We start from the raw sequence: 15,032 nt of genomic DNA on the forward strand, positions 1-15,032 counted from the left end.
AGGCTCGATGGGCCATTACGCAAGGACCAAGCGCATGACGACGTTCCGCCCGAAATACATCACCTTCGACTGCTACGGCACGCTGACCAACTTCCAGATGGCCGAAGCTGCGCGTGACCTCTATGGTGATCGTCTCGACGAGCCGCGCATGGTGAAGTTCATCAAGAATTTCGCAGCCTATCGGTTGGACGAGATCCTGGGCGACTGGAAACCCTATGCAGACGTCGTCCACAACGCGCTGGAGCGCAGCTGCAAGGCGAACGGCGTCGCTTTCAAGGATGAAGACGCCAGGATGGTCTATGAGCGCGTGCCGACATGGGGTCCCCATGCGGATGTTCCTGCCGGTCTTGCCAAGGTCGCCAGAGAAATCCCGCTCGTCATCCTCTCGAACGCGATGAACGACCAGATCCACTCAAACGTCGCAAAGCTCGGCGCGCCGTTCCACGCCGTTTACACGGCGGAACAAGCAAATGCCTACAAACCGCGCTTTCAGGCCTTCGAATACATGTTCGATATGCTCGGCTGCGGCCCGGAGGACATTCTTCATTGCTCGTCGTCCTTCCGTTACGACCTGATGTCGGCGCATGACCTCGGCATCAAGAACAAGGTCTGGGTCAACCGTGGTCACGAGCCGGCCAACCCCTTCTATGGCTATGTGGAAATCTCCGACATTTCCGGCCTGCCGGGCGTGGTCGGTCTCTAAGGAAGGCCGAAGCCAATGAAATATGTCTCCTACTGGCATGATACGGCGCCCCGTTTTACGGACGCCGTGGAAGGGCCGATCGAAGGTCACTACGACGTTGCCGTGGTCGGTGGCGGCTTTACCGGGCTCGGCGCGGCGCGTCAGCTCGCCATGGCCGGCGCGAAGGTTATCGTGCTGGAGGCGGTGACGGTCGGTTTCGGAGCGTCCGGCCGTAACGGTGGCCACCTGAACAACGGCCTTGCCCACAGCTACCTTTCGGCCAAGCAGGAGCTCGGCAAGGAGCGGGCGATTGCACTTTACAAGGCGCTCGACAGCTCGATCGACACCTTGGAAGCAATCATCGCCGAGGAAGGCATCGACTGCAACTTCCGCCGCGCCGGCAAACTGAAGCTTGCTTCCAAGCCGCAGCATTTCGAAGGGCTCGCCAGGAATTTCGAGGCGGTTCACGCGGAGGTCGATCCGGATACGGCATTGCTGTCGCCGCAAGACCTCGCCCAAGAGATCGGTTCAGCTTTCCACGGCGCCATGCTGTCGAAGAAGAGCGCCATGATGCATATGGGACGCTACGTCGTCGGCCTCGCTGAGGCGGCAAAAAGGCACGGTGCCATCATCGTCGAGAAGGCGACGGTCACCGATATCTCGAAATCGGGCGGGCGACATCTGCTGACGACGGCCAAAGGCTCGGTTACCGCCGACAATGTCCTGATGGCAAGCGGCGCTTACACGACGCCGAATTTCGGTTATTTCCGCCGGCGGATCATGGCCGTCGGCAGCTTCATCATCGCCACACGGCCGCTGACGGAGCAGGAAGTCGCCTCGACGATGCCGGGCAACCGCACCTGCGTCAGCAGCATGAATATCGGCAACTACTGGCGCCTGTCGCCGGACAACCGGCTGATCTTCGGCGGCCGCGCTCGATTTTCGGCGACCTCCGACCAGCGTTCCGATGCCAGGAGCGGCGCAATTCTTCGCGATAGCCTGACCCGTATCTTTCCGCAGCTGTCCCATGTCGAGATCGACTATTGCTGGGGCGGTCTGGTGGACATCACCAAGGATCGTTACCCGCGGGCGGGCTTCCATGACGGGGTGTGGTACGCGATGGGTTATTCCGGCCACGGTGCGCAGCTGGCAACCCATCTCGGCATGACGGTCGCCGATGCAATCCTCGGCCGGCCTGACAGAAACCCCGTCACGGGGCTCGACTGGCCGGCAGTTCCGGGTCATTTCGGCAAGCCGTGGTTCCTGCCGCTGGTCGGGCTTTATTACAAGATGCTCGACAAGGTCCAGTAACGGAACCTTGCCATTGTCGAGAACAAGAAAGGTGGGGTTGCGATCGCAACCCCACCTTTTTTGGATAAGCGTTCCGGGCGCGGAAACGGGCTCAGTTGAGCCCGCCGATATGGAAGGCCTTCACTTCCAGATATTCCTCGATCCCGAGCTGCGAACCCTCGCGCCCCAGGCCCGACTGCTTGACGCCGCCGAACGGGGCGACCTCGGTCGAAATCAGGCCGGTATTCAGCCCGACCATCCCGAATTCCAGCGCCTCGCCGACCCGCCAAGCCCGCTTGAGGCTTTCCGTATAGAAATAGGCGGCGAGCCCGAAGGGCGTGCCATTGGCAATGGCAATCGCTTCCTCCTCGGTCTCGAAGCGGAAGAGCGGCGCGATCGGGCCAAACGTCTCTTCGCTAGCAAGCTGCATATCGGTGGTGGCTCCGGTCAGCACGATCGGAGCCGTGTATTGGCCACCGGCCGGCAGATCGGCCTTGGCCGTGGCGATCGTCGCGCCTTTGGCGAGCGCATCCTCGACATGGCGGTTGATCTTGGCGATTGCGGCATCGTTGATCATTGGGCCGATCGAAACGCCTGGCTCGGTTCCGGGGCCGACCTTCATGGCATTCACCCGGGCGGTGAGCTTTTCGGCGAAGCTATCGTAGATGCCCGCCTGCACGAGAATGCGGTTGGCGCAGACGCAGGTCTGGCCGCCATTGCGGAATTTCGAAATGATTGCCCCTTCGATGGCAAGGTCGATATCCGCATCGTCGAAGACGATGAAGGGAGCATTCCCGCCCAGTTCGAGCGACAGCCGCTTGATGCTGTCGGCCGCGCCGCGCATCAGCAGCGAACCGACCGGCGTGGAGCCGGTAAACGAGATTTTCCGCACGGTCGTGTTGGCCATGATCTCGTTGCCGATTTCCTTCGGCATGCCGGTAACGATGTTGACGACGCCTGCCGGAATGCCGGCCATTTCCGCGAGAACCCCGAGCGCAAGTGCCGAATAAGGGGTGAATTCCGAAGGTTTCACCACGACGGTACAACCGGCTGCGAGCGCCGGCGCGATCTTGCGGGTGATCATCGCGTTCGGAAAATTCCAGGGCGTGATGATGCCGCAGACGCCGACCGGCTCCTTCAGGACGATGATGCGGCGATCGGACGTCGGCGAGGGAATGGTCTGGCCGCCGATGCGGCGCGCCTCTTCCGCAAACCACTTGACGAAGGAGGCGCCGTAACGGATTTCGCCACGCGCCTCGTCGAGCGGTTTGCCCTGTTCGGTGGTCAGCATCAGCGCCAGATCTTCGAGATGTTCGATCATCAGGCCGTACCAGGTTTCAAGCAAGGCGGCGCGCTCTGCATGGGTACGCTTCTTCCAGGCCGGATAGGCCTTCTCGGCAGCCTCGATCGCCGCGCGCGTCTCGTCGCCTCCCATGTCGGGAACGGTGCCGATTACCTCTTGGCTCGCCGGATCGAAGACGTCGACGGTCTTGCCGGAGCGGGCACCAACCCAGGTGCCGCCGATCAGACCTTCTTGCCGAAACAGGGAGGGGAGTTTCAAATTCCGCATATGTCCAATCCTCGATACGATGTTCAGAGTGCGGCGAGCAGTGCCGCAGTGATGATGTCCGTCCGGTCCTTGCCGGGAACCGTGCCGATCCCGCTTTCCGTGACCGCTTCGATCGCCGTCATGACGGCGATCGCCGCATCCTTTTCGCCCAGATGATCGAGCATCATTGCGCCGGACCAGACCGTGGCGATCGGGTTGGCGATCCCGAGATGGGCGATGTCGGGCGCCGAGCCATGCACCGGTTCGAACATCGAAGGCGCATTGCGCTCGGGGTTGATATTGGCCGAGGCGGCAAAACCGAGGCCGCCCTGAATGGCAGCACCGAGATCGGTCAGGATATCGCCGAACAGGTTGGAAGCGACCACGACGTCGAGCGTTTCCGGGGCCATCACCATGCGCGCCGCCATGGCGTCGATGTGATAGCTGGTGACCTCGACGTCAGGATATTCCGCTGAAAGCTGCCGGGTGACGTCGTCCCAGAACACCATCGAATATTTCTGGGCGTTCGACTTGGTCACCGAGGCCAGCTTGCCGCGCCGCGATCGGGCCTGTTCGAAGGCAAAACGCAGGATGCGCTCAACGCCCTTGCGGGTAAAGATCGACGTCTCGACGGCAACTTCATCCGCCGTGCCCTGATGGATACGGCCGCCTGCGCCGGAATATTCGCCCTCGGTGTTCTCGCGGATGCAGAGAATGTCGAAGGCGGTCGTTTTCAGCGGTCCTTCGACACCGGCCAGCAGGCGGTGAGGGCGGATGTTGGCATATTGCACGAAACTCTTGCGGATTGGCAGCAGCAGGCCATGCAGCGACACCGAATCCGGCACTTCTGCCGGCCAGCCGACGGCACCAAGCAGGATCGCGTTAAAGCTGCGCAACGTTTCGATCCCGTCTGCCGGCATCATTGCGCCGGTTTGCTTGTAGAAGGCGCAGGACCAGGGAAATTCCGTGCCCTCAAGCGCAAAGCCGCGCCCGTTGGCAGCCTTCTGCAGCACCGACCATGCGGCCGCTGTCATGTCGCGGCCGATGCCGTCGCCGGGGATCAGGGCAATCCGGTATGATTTCATGTTCTTCGTCCTCAAAGACTGATCAAGACGCTCTTGCTCTTGCGATTGGCGTGGAAAGCTTCCCGGCCGAGATCCTTGCCGATGCCGGACTGCTTGTAACCGCCGGTCGGCAGGATATGGTCGCGCGAGCGGCCGTAGCGGTTGACCCAGATGGTGCCTGCCTGCAGCCGGCGGGTAAGGCGGATCGCCCGCGAGAGGTCGCTGGTAAACAGGCCGGCGGCAAGCCCGTAGCTCGGATGATCGGCAAGCATCATGGCTTCTTCCTCATCCTCGAACGTCTGCAGTGTCAGAACGGGGCCGAAGATTTCCTCGATCACTGCCGGCGACGCCTGGTCGACGCCGGTGATCAGGGTCGGAGAGTAGAAATATCCCGCCCCGTCCATGGGCCGCCCACCCGTCAGGCATTCCGCCCCGGCTGCGACGGAGACCGCGATGATGTCGTCGATGCGCCGGCGCTGCCTGTCGGAGATGATCGGCGAATACTGGCTCGCCGCATCCCAGGTCGGGCCGGGCACGATCCCTTTCATTTTCTTCAAAATGGCCTCGATCAGCGGCGCAGCGACGCTTTTTTCGACGATCAGGCGCGATCCGGCGACACATGCCTGGCCGGCATTGCTGGTGATGCTGGTGGTTACCGCCGCCGCGGCACGGTCGATATCGGCATCCGCGAAAACTAGCTGCGGGCTCTTGCCGCCGAGTTCCAGCGTCATCGGCTTGATGCCGGTGCGGGCGATGTTTTCCATGATCGCCGAGCCGGCGCGGGTGGAGCCTGTAAAGCTTATCTTGGCGATATCGGGATGGCCGGTGATGGCGTTGCCGGTGGTCATACCGTCGCCGAGCACGATGTTGATCAACCCGGCCGGTATGCCGGCACGCACGGCGAGCTCCGCTAGGCGGATTGTCGAGAACGGCGTCATCTCGGACGGTTTCAGCACGACGGCATTGCCGGCGGCAAGCGCCGGACCGAGTTTTCCATGCGGCCATGTTGATCGGGAAGTTCCAGGGCGTGATGGCGCCAACGACGCCATAGGGTTCCGTCATGATCATGCCGAGATTGCCATCGTCGGTCGGCACCAGGTCGCCGCCTTCCTTGTCGGCGAATTCGGCGAAGAAGCGGATCTGCTCGGCCGATACGGCGATGTCACCTTCGACCAGGTGGCCGACCGGACGGGTGGAAGAGACGGCTTCCAGCCTTGCAAGCGCCACGGCGTCCTGTTCGATGAGATCGGCCCAGCGATGCAGCACCTTCACACGCTCGCGCGGGCGAATGCCGCCCCAATTGCTTTGCTTCAGCGCCGTCTTCGCCGTCTGCACAGCCTGGTCGACGAGATCGGCATCGGCGACGGGGCAATCGGCATAAGCCTTGCCGTCGGAGGGTCGGTGCATTGCAATGACGCCTTCGGCCGCCACGAGGCGATCGCCGATAAAATGTCCCATCGGCAGGGCCAGGTTGTCGGGATCGAAACTCAGGCTCATCGGCTTATCTCCGGTCACTGGACGACAATATTACCGGATCGGTGGAACGGCTTGATCCGGTAGAGCGAAGGGCCGCAGCGGAAAAATCCGTTTTGGCGGTCAATCACGGCGTATTCTGCGGAGCGGCCCGAAAGCGGTTGCCGTGCCGCGGCCGCACCTATCAAGGGGTGACGGTGACGTAGATCTTGCGAACGGTCTCGATGGTCTTCCAGACGCCGACGAAACCCGGCTTCATGACGAAACTGTCGCCCGCCTTGTAGACAACGGGCTGGCCGCCTTCGGGAGTGAGTTCGACGACGCCGGACAGGATGTGGCAGAATTCGAAGGTCTGGCCCTTGATCGAATGTGTGACGCCGGGGGTCGCTTCCCAGACGCCGGTATGCACCAGTTCGCCATGGGCTACGTCCTGCGCCCAGGTCTTGAACTGCGGATCGCCGGAGATCAGCCGGTCCGGTGCAGGAACGTTTTCGCGCGGCGCAAAGGACGGCTGAGGCTCGATGGTCTTGAGAAGCGACATGAGATTCCTTTCGAGGTTGAAGATTCAGTAACCGCGTTGCCGATCGATCAAGCCGACCGGGTCGAGCCCGGCGCGAAGCCGCTTGATATTGTCGATGACGGCGCGCGCGGCGGTATGCGGCTGGGTGATGCTGGCAATATGCGGGGTCAGCAGGATGCGTGGGTGATGCCAGATGGGATGGCCGGGCGGCAGGGGTTCCGGATCGGTGACGTCGATCACGGCGCCGGATAGGTGCCCGCTGTCGAGGGCAGCGAGAAGCGCGTCCTGGTCGAGCTGAGGACCACGTCCGACATGAACCAGTCCGGCGCCCGCCGGCAACCTAGCGAAAAGTTCCGCGTCGAGAAAACCGCGGGTCTCGTCGGTCAGCGGCAGGAGGCAGATCAGCACATCGGTCTCGGCAACCATGGTCGTCAGTCCATCCTCGCCGGAGAAACACCTGACACCTTCAATCTCTCGCGCGGACCGACTCCAGCCGGACAAGGGAAAGCCGAAGGGTTTCAGCCGCTCAAGCACGGCCTGGCCGAGATTGCCAAGCCCCAGGACGCCGATCCGGCGCTCTCCGGCCTGAGCCTGCGGCAGGACCTTCCAGACCTCCGCCTGCTGCTGTGCCAGGTAGGCCGCCAGGTTGCGGTGGAGCGACAGGACGCCGAGGACCACATATTCCTGCATCATCCGCACGATGCCTTGTTCGACCATGCGCACGATCTTCACGTGGTCGGGCACGCTCGCGGTTCGGAACTGGTCGATACCGGCGCCGGTCGAAAACAGCACTTCGAGATTGCGGTAACGCGCCAGGTTTTCCGGCACTGTCCAGGTGATGAGATAGCGCACCCGTTCGGGATCCACCGTCGCCGGATCCATGGAGAATGGCAGGTCCGGGATTTCCCGAGCAAAGGCATCCTGGAAAATCCGGCCGCGGGCCGCATCGGAATTGAAGAGGAATGTCATGGTCCGGATACGTTCCTGCTCATTGGAGTTCTGCGCGGCAATGCCGGCCAAGCGCTTCAATCATGGCCTGGCAGTCGTCGAGTTCGCTCGCCAGAATGAATTCATTGGGTTTATGGGCGCGGGCAATGTCGCCGGGCCCGCAGATGATCGCATCTACGCCGGCGCGCTGGTAGAGACCTGCCTCCGTTCCGTAGCTGACCGCCGCCAGCGGTTCGATCCCCGTCAGATCTTGCAGAAGACCGGCGAGGGGAGAGGTTGGCGCCAGCAGCAGCGCCGGATAGGTGCTGAGAACCTGCCAGTCGACATCGAAGCCCTTCATTGCCAAGGCTTCGGCGACCGACCGCACCGGAGCGAGCAGCACTTCGGGATCTACCGAAGAAATGGCGCGGGCCTCAAGTTCAAGGCTGCAGATTTCGGGAATGATGTTGACCGCCTGACCGCCGCTGATCGTGCCGATCGACAGAGAGGAATAGGGTGGCTCGAATTCAGCCTCGAACGGTCCGCGGGAAAGATCGACGGCGGCGGCAACCGCAGCCTGCTGCACGTCCGTCATGGCATGGATCGCGTTGAGGCCGAGATCCGGCCGGGATGAGTGGCCCGAACGGCCCTTGAGTGTCACCCGGGCTGCCGCCTTTCCCTTGTGAGCCAGAATGGCGCGCATCCCGCTCGGCTCCCCGATGATCGCGCCTAGCGGCGGGGCACACAGGTCCTGCAACCGTGCGAGAAGATGCGACACGCCCCGGCAACCGGCTTCCTCGTCGTAGGAGAAGGCAAGATGGATCGGGCGGGAAAGCGGACTTGCGAGAAGCGCGGGCACGGCTGCCAGGGCGGCCGACAAGAACCCCTTCATATCGCTTGTTCCGCGTCCGTAGAGCCGGCCTTTCTCGTTCCTCAACGAAAAGGGATCGCTGCCCCAGCCGGCCTCGGTGGCCGGAACCACGTCCATATGTCCGGACAGGATGTAGCCCGGCTGGTCGGCAGGACCGATCGTGGCAAAAAGATTGGCCCGGTCACCTTCAGGCCCCGGCAGGATATGCGCGGCGATCCCGAAGGATCTGAGATAGTCGGCAATCCATCCGACGATATTGCCGTTGGGCGTGCCGACGACCGAGGGAAAGCCGACCAGCTTCTCCAGGATGTCCAAAGCGCGCATCGACTGTTCCCGCCTTCCAAAGCCATGACCTCATGGCCGCCACACCTTGCTTTTGCAGAGCATGCGAACCAATCCTGGCAGGCAAGGTTAGAGGCAGAAGAAACCAATGGCTGCCGAAAGTGGACGCGATACGGTCAAATCTTGTGTTCGGCTTCGCTTCAGCAGTGAAATGTTTCGCGGGATCTCGACTAACGTGACCTCCGGGATATCCGATCGGTGCGACCCGCAGGAGGATATTTCAACTCGGCTGGAAGAATGATGGATAGCGAATTACCAGGAACCTTGACTGTCGATAATTTCGAGATGTGCCTTGCCGACGTCTCGAATGTCGAAATCTCCAAGCTGCAGTCATTGTCAATTTCGGTGGGCTGGCCCCACCGTGCAGCTGACTGGCAGCATCTGCTCGACATCGGGAAAGGGTATGTCGCGCTTGACGAGATCGGCCGTGTGGGAGCCTCAGGCATGTGGTTTCCTCATGGCGAGGGTTTTGCCACGTTCGGGATGCTGATTACCTCGCCGAGGCTGCAGACCAACGGGGCGGCCAGGTGGCTGATGAAACGGATCATGGCAGACTGTGGCCGCAACCGTATTCGTCTTAACTCGACGCGGGAAGCTCGGCGACTTTATGCTTCGCTGGGGTTCAAGCCAAAGCAGACGGTTTATCAGTGCCAGGGTACGGTGATCGCGCCGATACCGCCTCAGCCGCTGGAGGAAGGACTCGTTTTGAGACGGCTGGACCGCGGCGATCTGGAGGCGGTCATCACCTTCGATACTCCGGCCTTCGGGACTGAACGCCGCCTGCATCTCCAGCGATTGTTCGAGAGTTCGATCTGCTACGGTCTATACCAAGGCGCGCGGCTGCGTGCCTTTTCGATGCGTCGGCGCTTCGGACGAGGACATGTTGTCGGGCCGGTGGTCGCCGGCAACGACGAGGACGCCATCACCGTCACCCACCCGCATATCGCGGCCCATGCCGACGGGTTCCTGCGCCTCGATACGCATATCGACACTGGCCCGTTTGCAGCACTCGTCCAGCAGTGCGGGCTCGGTATCTACGCTACCCTCACGACGATGGTGACTGAAGGGACAGCCGGCTATGGTACCGGACAAAATGACAGCCCGAAAGTCTATGCCCTGGCCTCGCATTCGCTCGGGTGAGACTTCTTCTGATATCAGACATCACGCTGTGCGCTGCCAACACCATGTCGGATAGGCGGCCTGCCTCGCCGCAGCCGTTCCGCTGGGCCAGCGCTGCCGCACGACCCTGACGACTCTTCGTCGGTTCTCTGCTATCGGGTCTGTGTCGGAGGTTGTTTGTCGGTCCAGGATGGCGGCATCCCGACCTGAGACGCCGCAAAGTCCACCAGACCGGGCGATCGGCCAAATTTTTCACACGCAGGATATTTCGGCTTTCCACCAAGTCCGGACTTGATTCTCTGCCCAGACGGGATCTTTGGGAGGCCCTTGAAGGGTGTCTTGCCGCTGACGAGCATCTTGGAAAAATCACTGCCGAAGCTCGCCGCGAGCGAATAGGCGTCCCCGATCTGCGACACGCGCGCACTGGTAGTCACGAAGTTTGCTCCCTTTGCCCATACCATCGCACCCACCTGCCTGCCGTCCCGTGTGGTTGCCTCGGCCTCTACGGAAAGGCCTCCAAGCCCCAAGGGCAGCCTCGGGACGGGCACCGGAACGACGAAGTTGGCTCCAAGCGACGTTGCCGTCGACAGGGCGGCCACCGTGGCATTGGTCGGCACGATGCGGGTGATGGTTGCGTGAACGACGAGGTCAGCATCCTCTTTTCGCTCCACGACGACGAAACGATCGCTGACGCCAACACAGAGGGCGCGGCTGATCACATTCGCGACCAGGGCCCGATCGGAAGCTTTCCTGACGGATAGTTCAGCGCTGCCTGAAACCTTCGTTGGCTCGATATAAACCGTTCTGTTGGACGCAAGATCAGTTGAAGCGACCCGATAACTCGCTTTGGTCATTCGCCCGTTGTTCGATGTCAAACTGTCGTAGGAGGCGAGCGAATTTGCCCGCTCGAGCGGCACGGCGGCGCACCCCCCAAGCGACAAAGCAAGGAGAGCGGGCGCAATCAGTCGATGACACGGCTTGATGCCTGCCAAGCCAGGGCGGGGATGTAACATTTGTTCTCCTGATGGGTGAGGAAACGGCCTGCACATACGGCTACCGCCACTGTGTTGTCTGTGTGGCTGTGAGCGTGTCGGCGAACGAAGGCCTGTCTTTCCACAGGCTGCCGTTCTCCATTTCTGCATATCCAAGGTTGTAGACCGCGCGCATATAGTTGGTGTTGAATGGATCGGTCATGTTGTAGGCAACCTGCGTATCGATCGAGGCCACACGGAACCGAATGCCGTTCTTTTGGGCGTAGACGTAAGTGGCCACCAGCGCGCTACGTGTCTGTGCCTTGATGAGGGAGGAATTCGCCCGAGCCATGACTGTAAACGTGTTGTTCGTGGTGGTTGAAAATTCAGGCATCAGCGCGTTGTTGATGATAATGTACATGTTTAGCTTCACGCCCTTGGGCCACGCGACCTTGTCCGAATTGGCCATCCATCCCTCCGGAATCGTCAGGATTTGGGAGGCTGAGCCTCCGTCAGAGTGCATTTCCTCGAACGATTGGTCGCCTGAATTTGCTTTGATGAGCACCGCTGGATAAAGGCCGGGGATGCTTGCCGATGCGATGACAATATCGCGGAAAAGTTGTAGCGCGTCGGGCCGAGCGCTGTCGGCGATGGCGCCCATGTTCCAGACCACCGCTCTTTGGGAATCGAGGTTCGAGGTCAAAACAAGCAGGCGGCGTCCCTTGCGATGCTCCGCGGCGATTTTCGCCAATACATCCTGCGTCAGGTATCGTTCGACCATCGTCCTAAGCGGCTTCTGCTTCAGGAGGCTTGCGCCGAGAAGTCCCTGTGGCAGGAAATCGGCATCGACCAATTTCTTGGCGACGCCGCTTGTATATAAGTCGACGAGGATGTTGTCGTAGGCGGAACCGAGGAAGGCGTAGGGCGCGATCAGTGCGCCCGTGCTGACGCCGCTGACAATGTCGAATTCGGGTCGCTGTCCCCTATCCGACCAGGCCTTCAGCGCCCCGACGCTGAACGCACCTCCGGCGCCTCCGCCTGACAACACAAGGTAGTTGACCTCCTTGTGTCTCGGAACCGGGAACCAGGCGCGTGTTTCAGGCAGGTTCCGGCTTGTATCCGCATAAATGCGGATATCGCCAAACCCGTGGATCCCGGCGGTCGCGGCAGCCTTCGGCCCATAGGGAATGCGGTCCGGTGCCATGCAGCCGGCAAGAAAAGCCAGCATGAAGATGGCTATCACTCGATGCACGGTTATAGCCTTATACCGGGCGACTGTTTGGAGACGCTGAAATCTCTATCGACCATACCGCAGACATCATCCGCGGATGCGGCTTGCGGACGCCGTGATGCTCCGATCGTCCAATGCAGTGACCTCACCAGATAATCTCTGAATTTCACTATAATCTTCCTTCGCACTCGTATCTGGCTGTATTAATTCAGAATTTGTCGTTGCCTTTGGTTTTGTAATGTTAAGAGTTGTTGGCCGCGGCGATCGGGTATCCGCCATCGGGTCGCCAGCAAGTTCATGGCGTGGCGGAGACCGGAATCCCGCAACAAAACTTCATCGAGCGCCTTGGTTTCGTCCCTGTTTTGACATCGCCAGGTTGCTTGCCGCGGTTATCGATCGCGACAGCAAAACGGGAGGTCGCTATGACCCATGATGAGATGACGATTGCCGAGGTTCTGAAGGATCCTCTGATCCGGCAAATGATGCGGGCAGACCGGGTGTCTTTGAGAGAGATGAAAAAACTGCTTCGGGAAGCGGAAGGCGGGCAGAGGCTTCTGAAGAAAATCCGTCCCTTATCCGAGGCCGCCGGATCGGCATGCGCGACTCCATCTGGCCGGCAATCCTTGCCGATGTTGCCGTCAATATCGTCAGCGGCCACAGGCTGATCGGAAACGCACCGAATTGGATCTTCGAGCGGTCTTTGTGATGATCAATCGCGAAGGCGAGGGCACCCACGGCATGACCATCATGAAGGGTTTTGCCAACATGTGGTCGATTACCTCTACTTGACGGGAACCTCGTGAGCCAGCGTCTGCTCTTTTGCAACTGGCCCCTGGCTCCTCTGATGCGAAACAGCTTGCATCGGCGGCAATTGTATCGTCACTCGCAGACCATGCGGCACTATGTTTTCAAGTAGCAGCGAGCCACCGTGGCCTTTTACGATTTCGTCCGCAATCGAAAGGCCCAGTCCAAAGCCGCTGTTGGAATTGAGCGACCGGGCCTCGTCAACCTTGAAGAAGGGCTCCAGAACCTTGTCCTCGAGCCCTTCTTCAAGGCCTGGGCCGTTGTCGTTCACAATTATGACCGCTCCACCCTGCGGGCTATTGCGCAACTCGACAGCTACCTTCGTGCCGAACCTTACCGCGTTCTCCACGATGTTGGTGATCGCGCGTATGAGAGCCTTTTGTTGACAGACGTATCCAAACCGCTCAGGTCCGCAGTAAATTACGTCATGCCCGAGGTCACAAAATTCCGAGGCGATCGTCCGCAGAAGGCTGGAAATATCAACCTTTCGAGGCGGTTCGGCTGTAACGGTGCTGCTTAAATACTGAAGGCTTTCCTCAATCATGGTGGTAAGGTTGTCAATATCCGCCAGCATCGCTTCCCTGGACGCGGGGTCCTTCGAACGCTCCACGCGCATTCGCAGTCGTGTCAGAGGCGTCCTTAGATCGTGGCTCACCGCCGTCAGCATCCGCGTGCGATCATCGACCATTTTACGGATACGGTGACGCATGTTGTTGAGAGCGGTCGCAAGCGTGCGAAGTTCCCTGGCGCCTTCGGCGGTGAATTGCTCTCCTTCGTTACCGTCGAGGCGCAGTCTCCTTGCCGCGTCGGCAAAGCGGACGAGAGGCGACGTGATCATGCGGCTTATATAGAGCACCAGGAGGAGCATCGGCAGCATCAGGATGCTGGCCTTGGCGATGAACTCGACGACTGCGCTGAGAGACGAGGGGGAAACATCGGCACCGGTAAACCCGATAACGAGAGCACGTTGCGCGTCAAGGCGCACCGCAATCGTGCTGTGTCCCTCGCCGTCCGACGTGTTCTCAAGAACCACCGCCTCAAAATCGGCAGGCAATACGTCCTGAAGCGCGTCCGAGCTGAGGTGATCATCCGTTTGGCGGGCCAATTCGCCACTGACGTCGCTCCATGGCAGAACCTTCAATTCGAGACTGCTTGAGGCGCTTGCGCTCACCAGATGCTCGATTTCGTCGTCATTTCTGGCGCTTCTGACCTGATGCACAAGCAGCTCGATTTGAGCGCCTTTGCCCATAAGCATTTTTTCATTCTGGAAAATGAATGGCTCAGGGAGAACAGCGATAAGAAAGATAACGAGCAGCGGAACAATAGATGCGAACACCATGAATTGGGTTCGTATGGATGCCCTGCGCAAGCGGCCAATCATAGTGCTATCGCAACCTCCGGAGTGAAAACATATCCGCCCAGGCGCACAGTTTTAATGAATGTCGGCTCCTTGTAATTCGGTTCGATTTTCTGCCGGACACGACTGACATGGACATCAATGCTGCGTTCGACAGGTCCTGCAGAGCCTGCATGGGTACGGGCCAGTATTTCCTGGCGGTTCATGACCTGCCGGGGGTTTTGGCAAAACACCAGCAGCACATCAAATTCCGCCGTCGTGAGCGACACATGGAAACCGTCGCGGTCGGTCAATTCTCGCGTGACCGGGTCGATCCGCCAGCCCGCAAACGTCATGGGTGCCTGCTGTGGCTTGACCTGCGCTGAATACGACGACCGCCGCAGAAGCGCCTTTATCCTCGCCAGAAGTTCCCTGGATTTAAACGGTTTCGTGACGTAGTCATCGGCGCCCAGCTCCAGTCCGACAACCCTGTCTATTTCTTTCGTTCGCGCTGTCAGCATGAGGATGGGTATCGTATCGGACGACCTGATTCTTCTGCATATGCTGAAACCGTCCTCACCCGGCAGCATTCCATCCAGCACTATAAGGTCGAATTCCTTCTTCTTCAGGACACCGTCCATTTCAACGGCAGACCCGACCGCCTCTGCGGTATAACCCGCCTCCTTGATCAGATCGATCAGCATGCTGGCGATATCCCGATCATCCTCGACGACCAGGATTCGGGCTGACCCTTGTACAAGAACATTGGATGCGACGTTATTCATAGGCTTGGCCATTTGTGGCGGAATCCCGATTATCAGTTAGCCCGTTTCGCAGCATGGTTGTCAGCAAC

At 60.2% G+C, this 15,032-nt stretch carries 13 protein-coding genes and 1 pseudogene; 4 read left to right on the forward strand and 10 right to left on the reverse strand.

Annotated features, from left to right (window positions below; all coding sequences use genetic code 11):
• Window positions 1-34: 34 nt before the first annotated feature.
• A complete protein-coding gene (locus ACZ9IU_RS26470; protein ID WP_040125820.1) occupies window positions 35-703 on the forward strand; it encodes a haloacid dehalogenase type II in 669 nt (222 codons plus the stop codon).
• 15 nt (window positions 704-718) lie between these two features.
• Window positions 719-1,993 carry an NAD(P)/FAD-dependent oxidoreductase gene (locus ACZ9IU_RS26475; protein WP_040124982.1) on the forward strand — a complete coding sequence of 425 codons (1,275 nt, stop codon included), beginning with the start codon at window positions 719-721 and terminating at the stop codon, window positions 1,991-1,993.
• Between the two features lie 91 nt (window positions 1,994-2,084).
• Here the strand turns inward: ACZ9IU_RS26475 and ACZ9IU_RS26480 are convergent, their stop codons facing one another.
• The 6 genes and pseudogenes from ACZ9IU_RS26480 to argE all read right to left on the reverse strand — a co-directional run bounded on the left by ACZ9IU_RS26480 (window position 2,085) and on the right by argE (window position 8,700).
• Complete coding sequence (locus tag ACZ9IU_RS26480; protein ID WP_040124980.1) at window positions 2,085-3,542, reverse strand: NAD-dependent succinate-semialdehyde dehydrogenase; 1,458 nt, start codon at window positions 3,540-3,542, stop codon at window positions 2,085-2,087.
• Between the two features lie 23 nt (window positions 3,543-3,565).
• Window positions 3,566-4,606 carry a tartrate dehydrogenase gene (locus tag ACZ9IU_RS26485; RefSeq protein ID WP_040124979.1) on the reverse strand — a complete coding sequence of 347 codons (1,041 nt, stop codon included), beginning with the start codon at window positions 4,604-4,606 and terminating at the stop codon, window positions 3,566-3,568.
• Window positions 4,607-4,617: 11 nt separating this feature from the next.
• Window positions 4,618-6,082 (reverse strand): annotated as a pseudogene (locus ACZ9IU_RS26490) (aldehyde dehydrogenase family protein).
• 160 nt (window positions 6,083-6,242) lie between these two features.
• Window positions 6,243-6,599 (reverse strand): cupin domain-containing protein, encoded by a 357-nt coding sequence (locus ACZ9IU_RS26495; RefSeq protein WP_040124975.1) that lies wholly within the window; start codon window positions 6,597-6,599, stop codon window positions 6,243-6,245.
• Between the two features lie 24 nt (window positions 6,600-6,623).
• Window positions 6,624-7,547: a 2-hydroxyacid dehydrogenase gene (locus ACZ9IU_RS26500; protein WP_040125819.1), complete on the reverse strand. Its 924-nt coding sequence runs from the start codon at window positions 7,545-7,547 to the stop codon at window positions 6,624-6,626.
• A gap of 19 nt (window positions 7,548-7,566) precedes the next feature.
• Window positions 7,567-8,700, reverse strand: a complete 1,134-nt coding sequence (gene argE / locus ACZ9IU_RS26505; protein ID WP_040124974.1) for an acetylornithine deacetylase — start codon at window positions 8,698-8,700, stop codon at window positions 7,567-7,569.
• A gap of 255 nt (window positions 8,701-8,955) precedes the next feature.
• On the opposite strand from argE, the gene ACZ9IU_RS26510 reads away from it, so the two are divergent.
• Entirely contained in the window at window positions 8,956-9,858 is a 903-nt protein-coding gene (locus tag ACZ9IU_RS26510) for a GNAT family N-acetyltransferase (protein ID WP_244447567.1), read from the forward strand.
• Window positions 9,859-9,989: 131 nt separating this feature from the next.
• On the opposite strand, the gene ACZ9IU_RS26515 is transcribed toward ACZ9IU_RS26510, so the two are convergent.
• Entirely contained in the window at window positions 9,990-10,850 is an 861-nt protein-coding gene (locus ACZ9IU_RS26515) for a DUF3313 domain-containing protein (protein WP_080719356.1), read from the reverse strand.
• 40 nt (window positions 10,851-10,890) lie between these two features.
• Window positions 10,891-12,036 (reverse strand): patatin-like phospholipase family protein, encoded by a 1,146-nt coding sequence (locus ACZ9IU_RS26520; protein ID WP_051900514.1) that lies wholly within the window; start codon window positions 12,034-12,036, stop codon window positions 10,891-10,893.
• Window positions 12,037-12,290: 254 nt separating this feature from the next.
• On the opposite strand from ACZ9IU_RS26520, the gene ACZ9IU_RS26525 reads away from it, so the two are divergent.
• Window positions 12,291-12,704 carry a hypothetical protein gene (locus ACZ9IU_RS26525; protein ID WP_244447566.1) on the forward strand — a complete coding sequence of 138 codons (414 nt, stop codon included), beginning with the start codon at window positions 12,291-12,293 and terminating at the stop codon, window positions 12,702-12,704.
• A gap of 116 nt (window positions 12,705-12,820) precedes the next feature.
• Here ACZ9IU_RS26525 and ACZ9IU_RS26530 read toward each other — a convergent pair whose 3' ends face one another.
• A complete protein-coding gene (locus tag ACZ9IU_RS26530) occupies window positions 12,821-14,182 on the reverse strand; it encodes a sensor histidine kinase (protein WP_244447565.1) in 1,362 nt (453 codons plus the stop codon).
• Window positions 14,183-14,220: 38 nt separating this feature from the next.
• Window positions 14,221-14,976: a response regulator gene (locus ACZ9IU_RS26535; protein WP_040124968.1), complete on the reverse strand. Its 756-nt coding sequence runs from the start codon at window positions 14,974-14,976 to the stop codon at window positions 14,221-14,223.
• Window positions 14,977-15,032: the final 56 nt, after the last annotated feature.

It is taken from the genome of Mesorhizobium sp. USDA 4132 (assembly GCF_056279545.1).

What these genes read in the sequence shown, in the direction of transcription:
- ACZ9IU_RS26470 (WP_040125820.1), top strand. Translation starts at nt 35, where the DNA reads ATGACGACGTTCCGCCCGAAATACATCACCTTCGACTGCTACGGCACG.
- ACZ9IU_RS26475 (WP_040124982.1), top strand. Translation starts at nt 719, where the DNA reads ATGAAATATGTCTCCTACTGGCATGATACGGCGCCCCGTTTTACGGAC.
- ACZ9IU_RS26480 (WP_040124980.1), bottom strand. Translation starts at nt 3,542, where the DNA reads ATGCGGAATTTGAAACTCCCCTCCCTGTTTCGGCAAGAAGGTCTGATC.
- ACZ9IU_RS26485 (WP_040124979.1), bottom strand. Translation starts at nt 4,606, where the DNA reads ATGAAATCATACCGGATTGCCCTGATCCCCGGCGACGGCATCGGCCGC.
- ACZ9IU_RS26495 (WP_040124975.1), bottom strand. Translation starts at nt 6,599, where the DNA reads ATGTCGCTTCTCAAGACCATCGAGCCTCAGCCGTCCTTTGCGCCGCGC.
- ACZ9IU_RS26500 (WP_040125819.1), bottom strand. Translation starts at nt 7,547, where the DNA reads ATGACATTCCTCTTCAATTCCGATGCGGCCCGCGGCCGGATTTTCCAG.
- argE (WP_040124974.1), bottom strand. Translation starts at nt 8,700, where the DNA reads ATGCGCGCTTTGGACATCCTGGAGAAGCTGGTCGGCTTTCCCTCGGTC.
- ACZ9IU_RS26510 (WP_244447567.1), top strand. Translation starts at nt 8,956, where the DNA reads ATGATGGATAGCGAATTACCAGGAACCTTGACTGTCGATAATTTCGAG.
- ACZ9IU_RS26515 (WP_080719356.1), bottom strand. Translation starts at nt 10,850, where the DNA reads ATGTTACATCCCCGCCCTGGCTTGGCAGGCATCAAGCCGTGTCATCGA.
- ACZ9IU_RS26520 (WP_051900514.1), bottom strand. Translation starts at nt 12,036, where the DNA reads ATGCTGGCTTTTCTTGCCGGCTGCATGGCACCGGACCGCATTCCCTAT.
- ACZ9IU_RS26530 (WP_244447565.1), bottom strand. Translation starts at nt 14,182, where the DNA reads ATGGTGTTCGCATCTATTGTTCCGCTGCTCGTTATCTTTCTTATCGCT.
- ACZ9IU_RS26535 (WP_040124968.1), bottom strand. Translation starts at nt 14,976, where the DNA reads ATGGCCAAGCCTATGAATAACGTCGCATCCAATGTTCTTGTACAAGGG.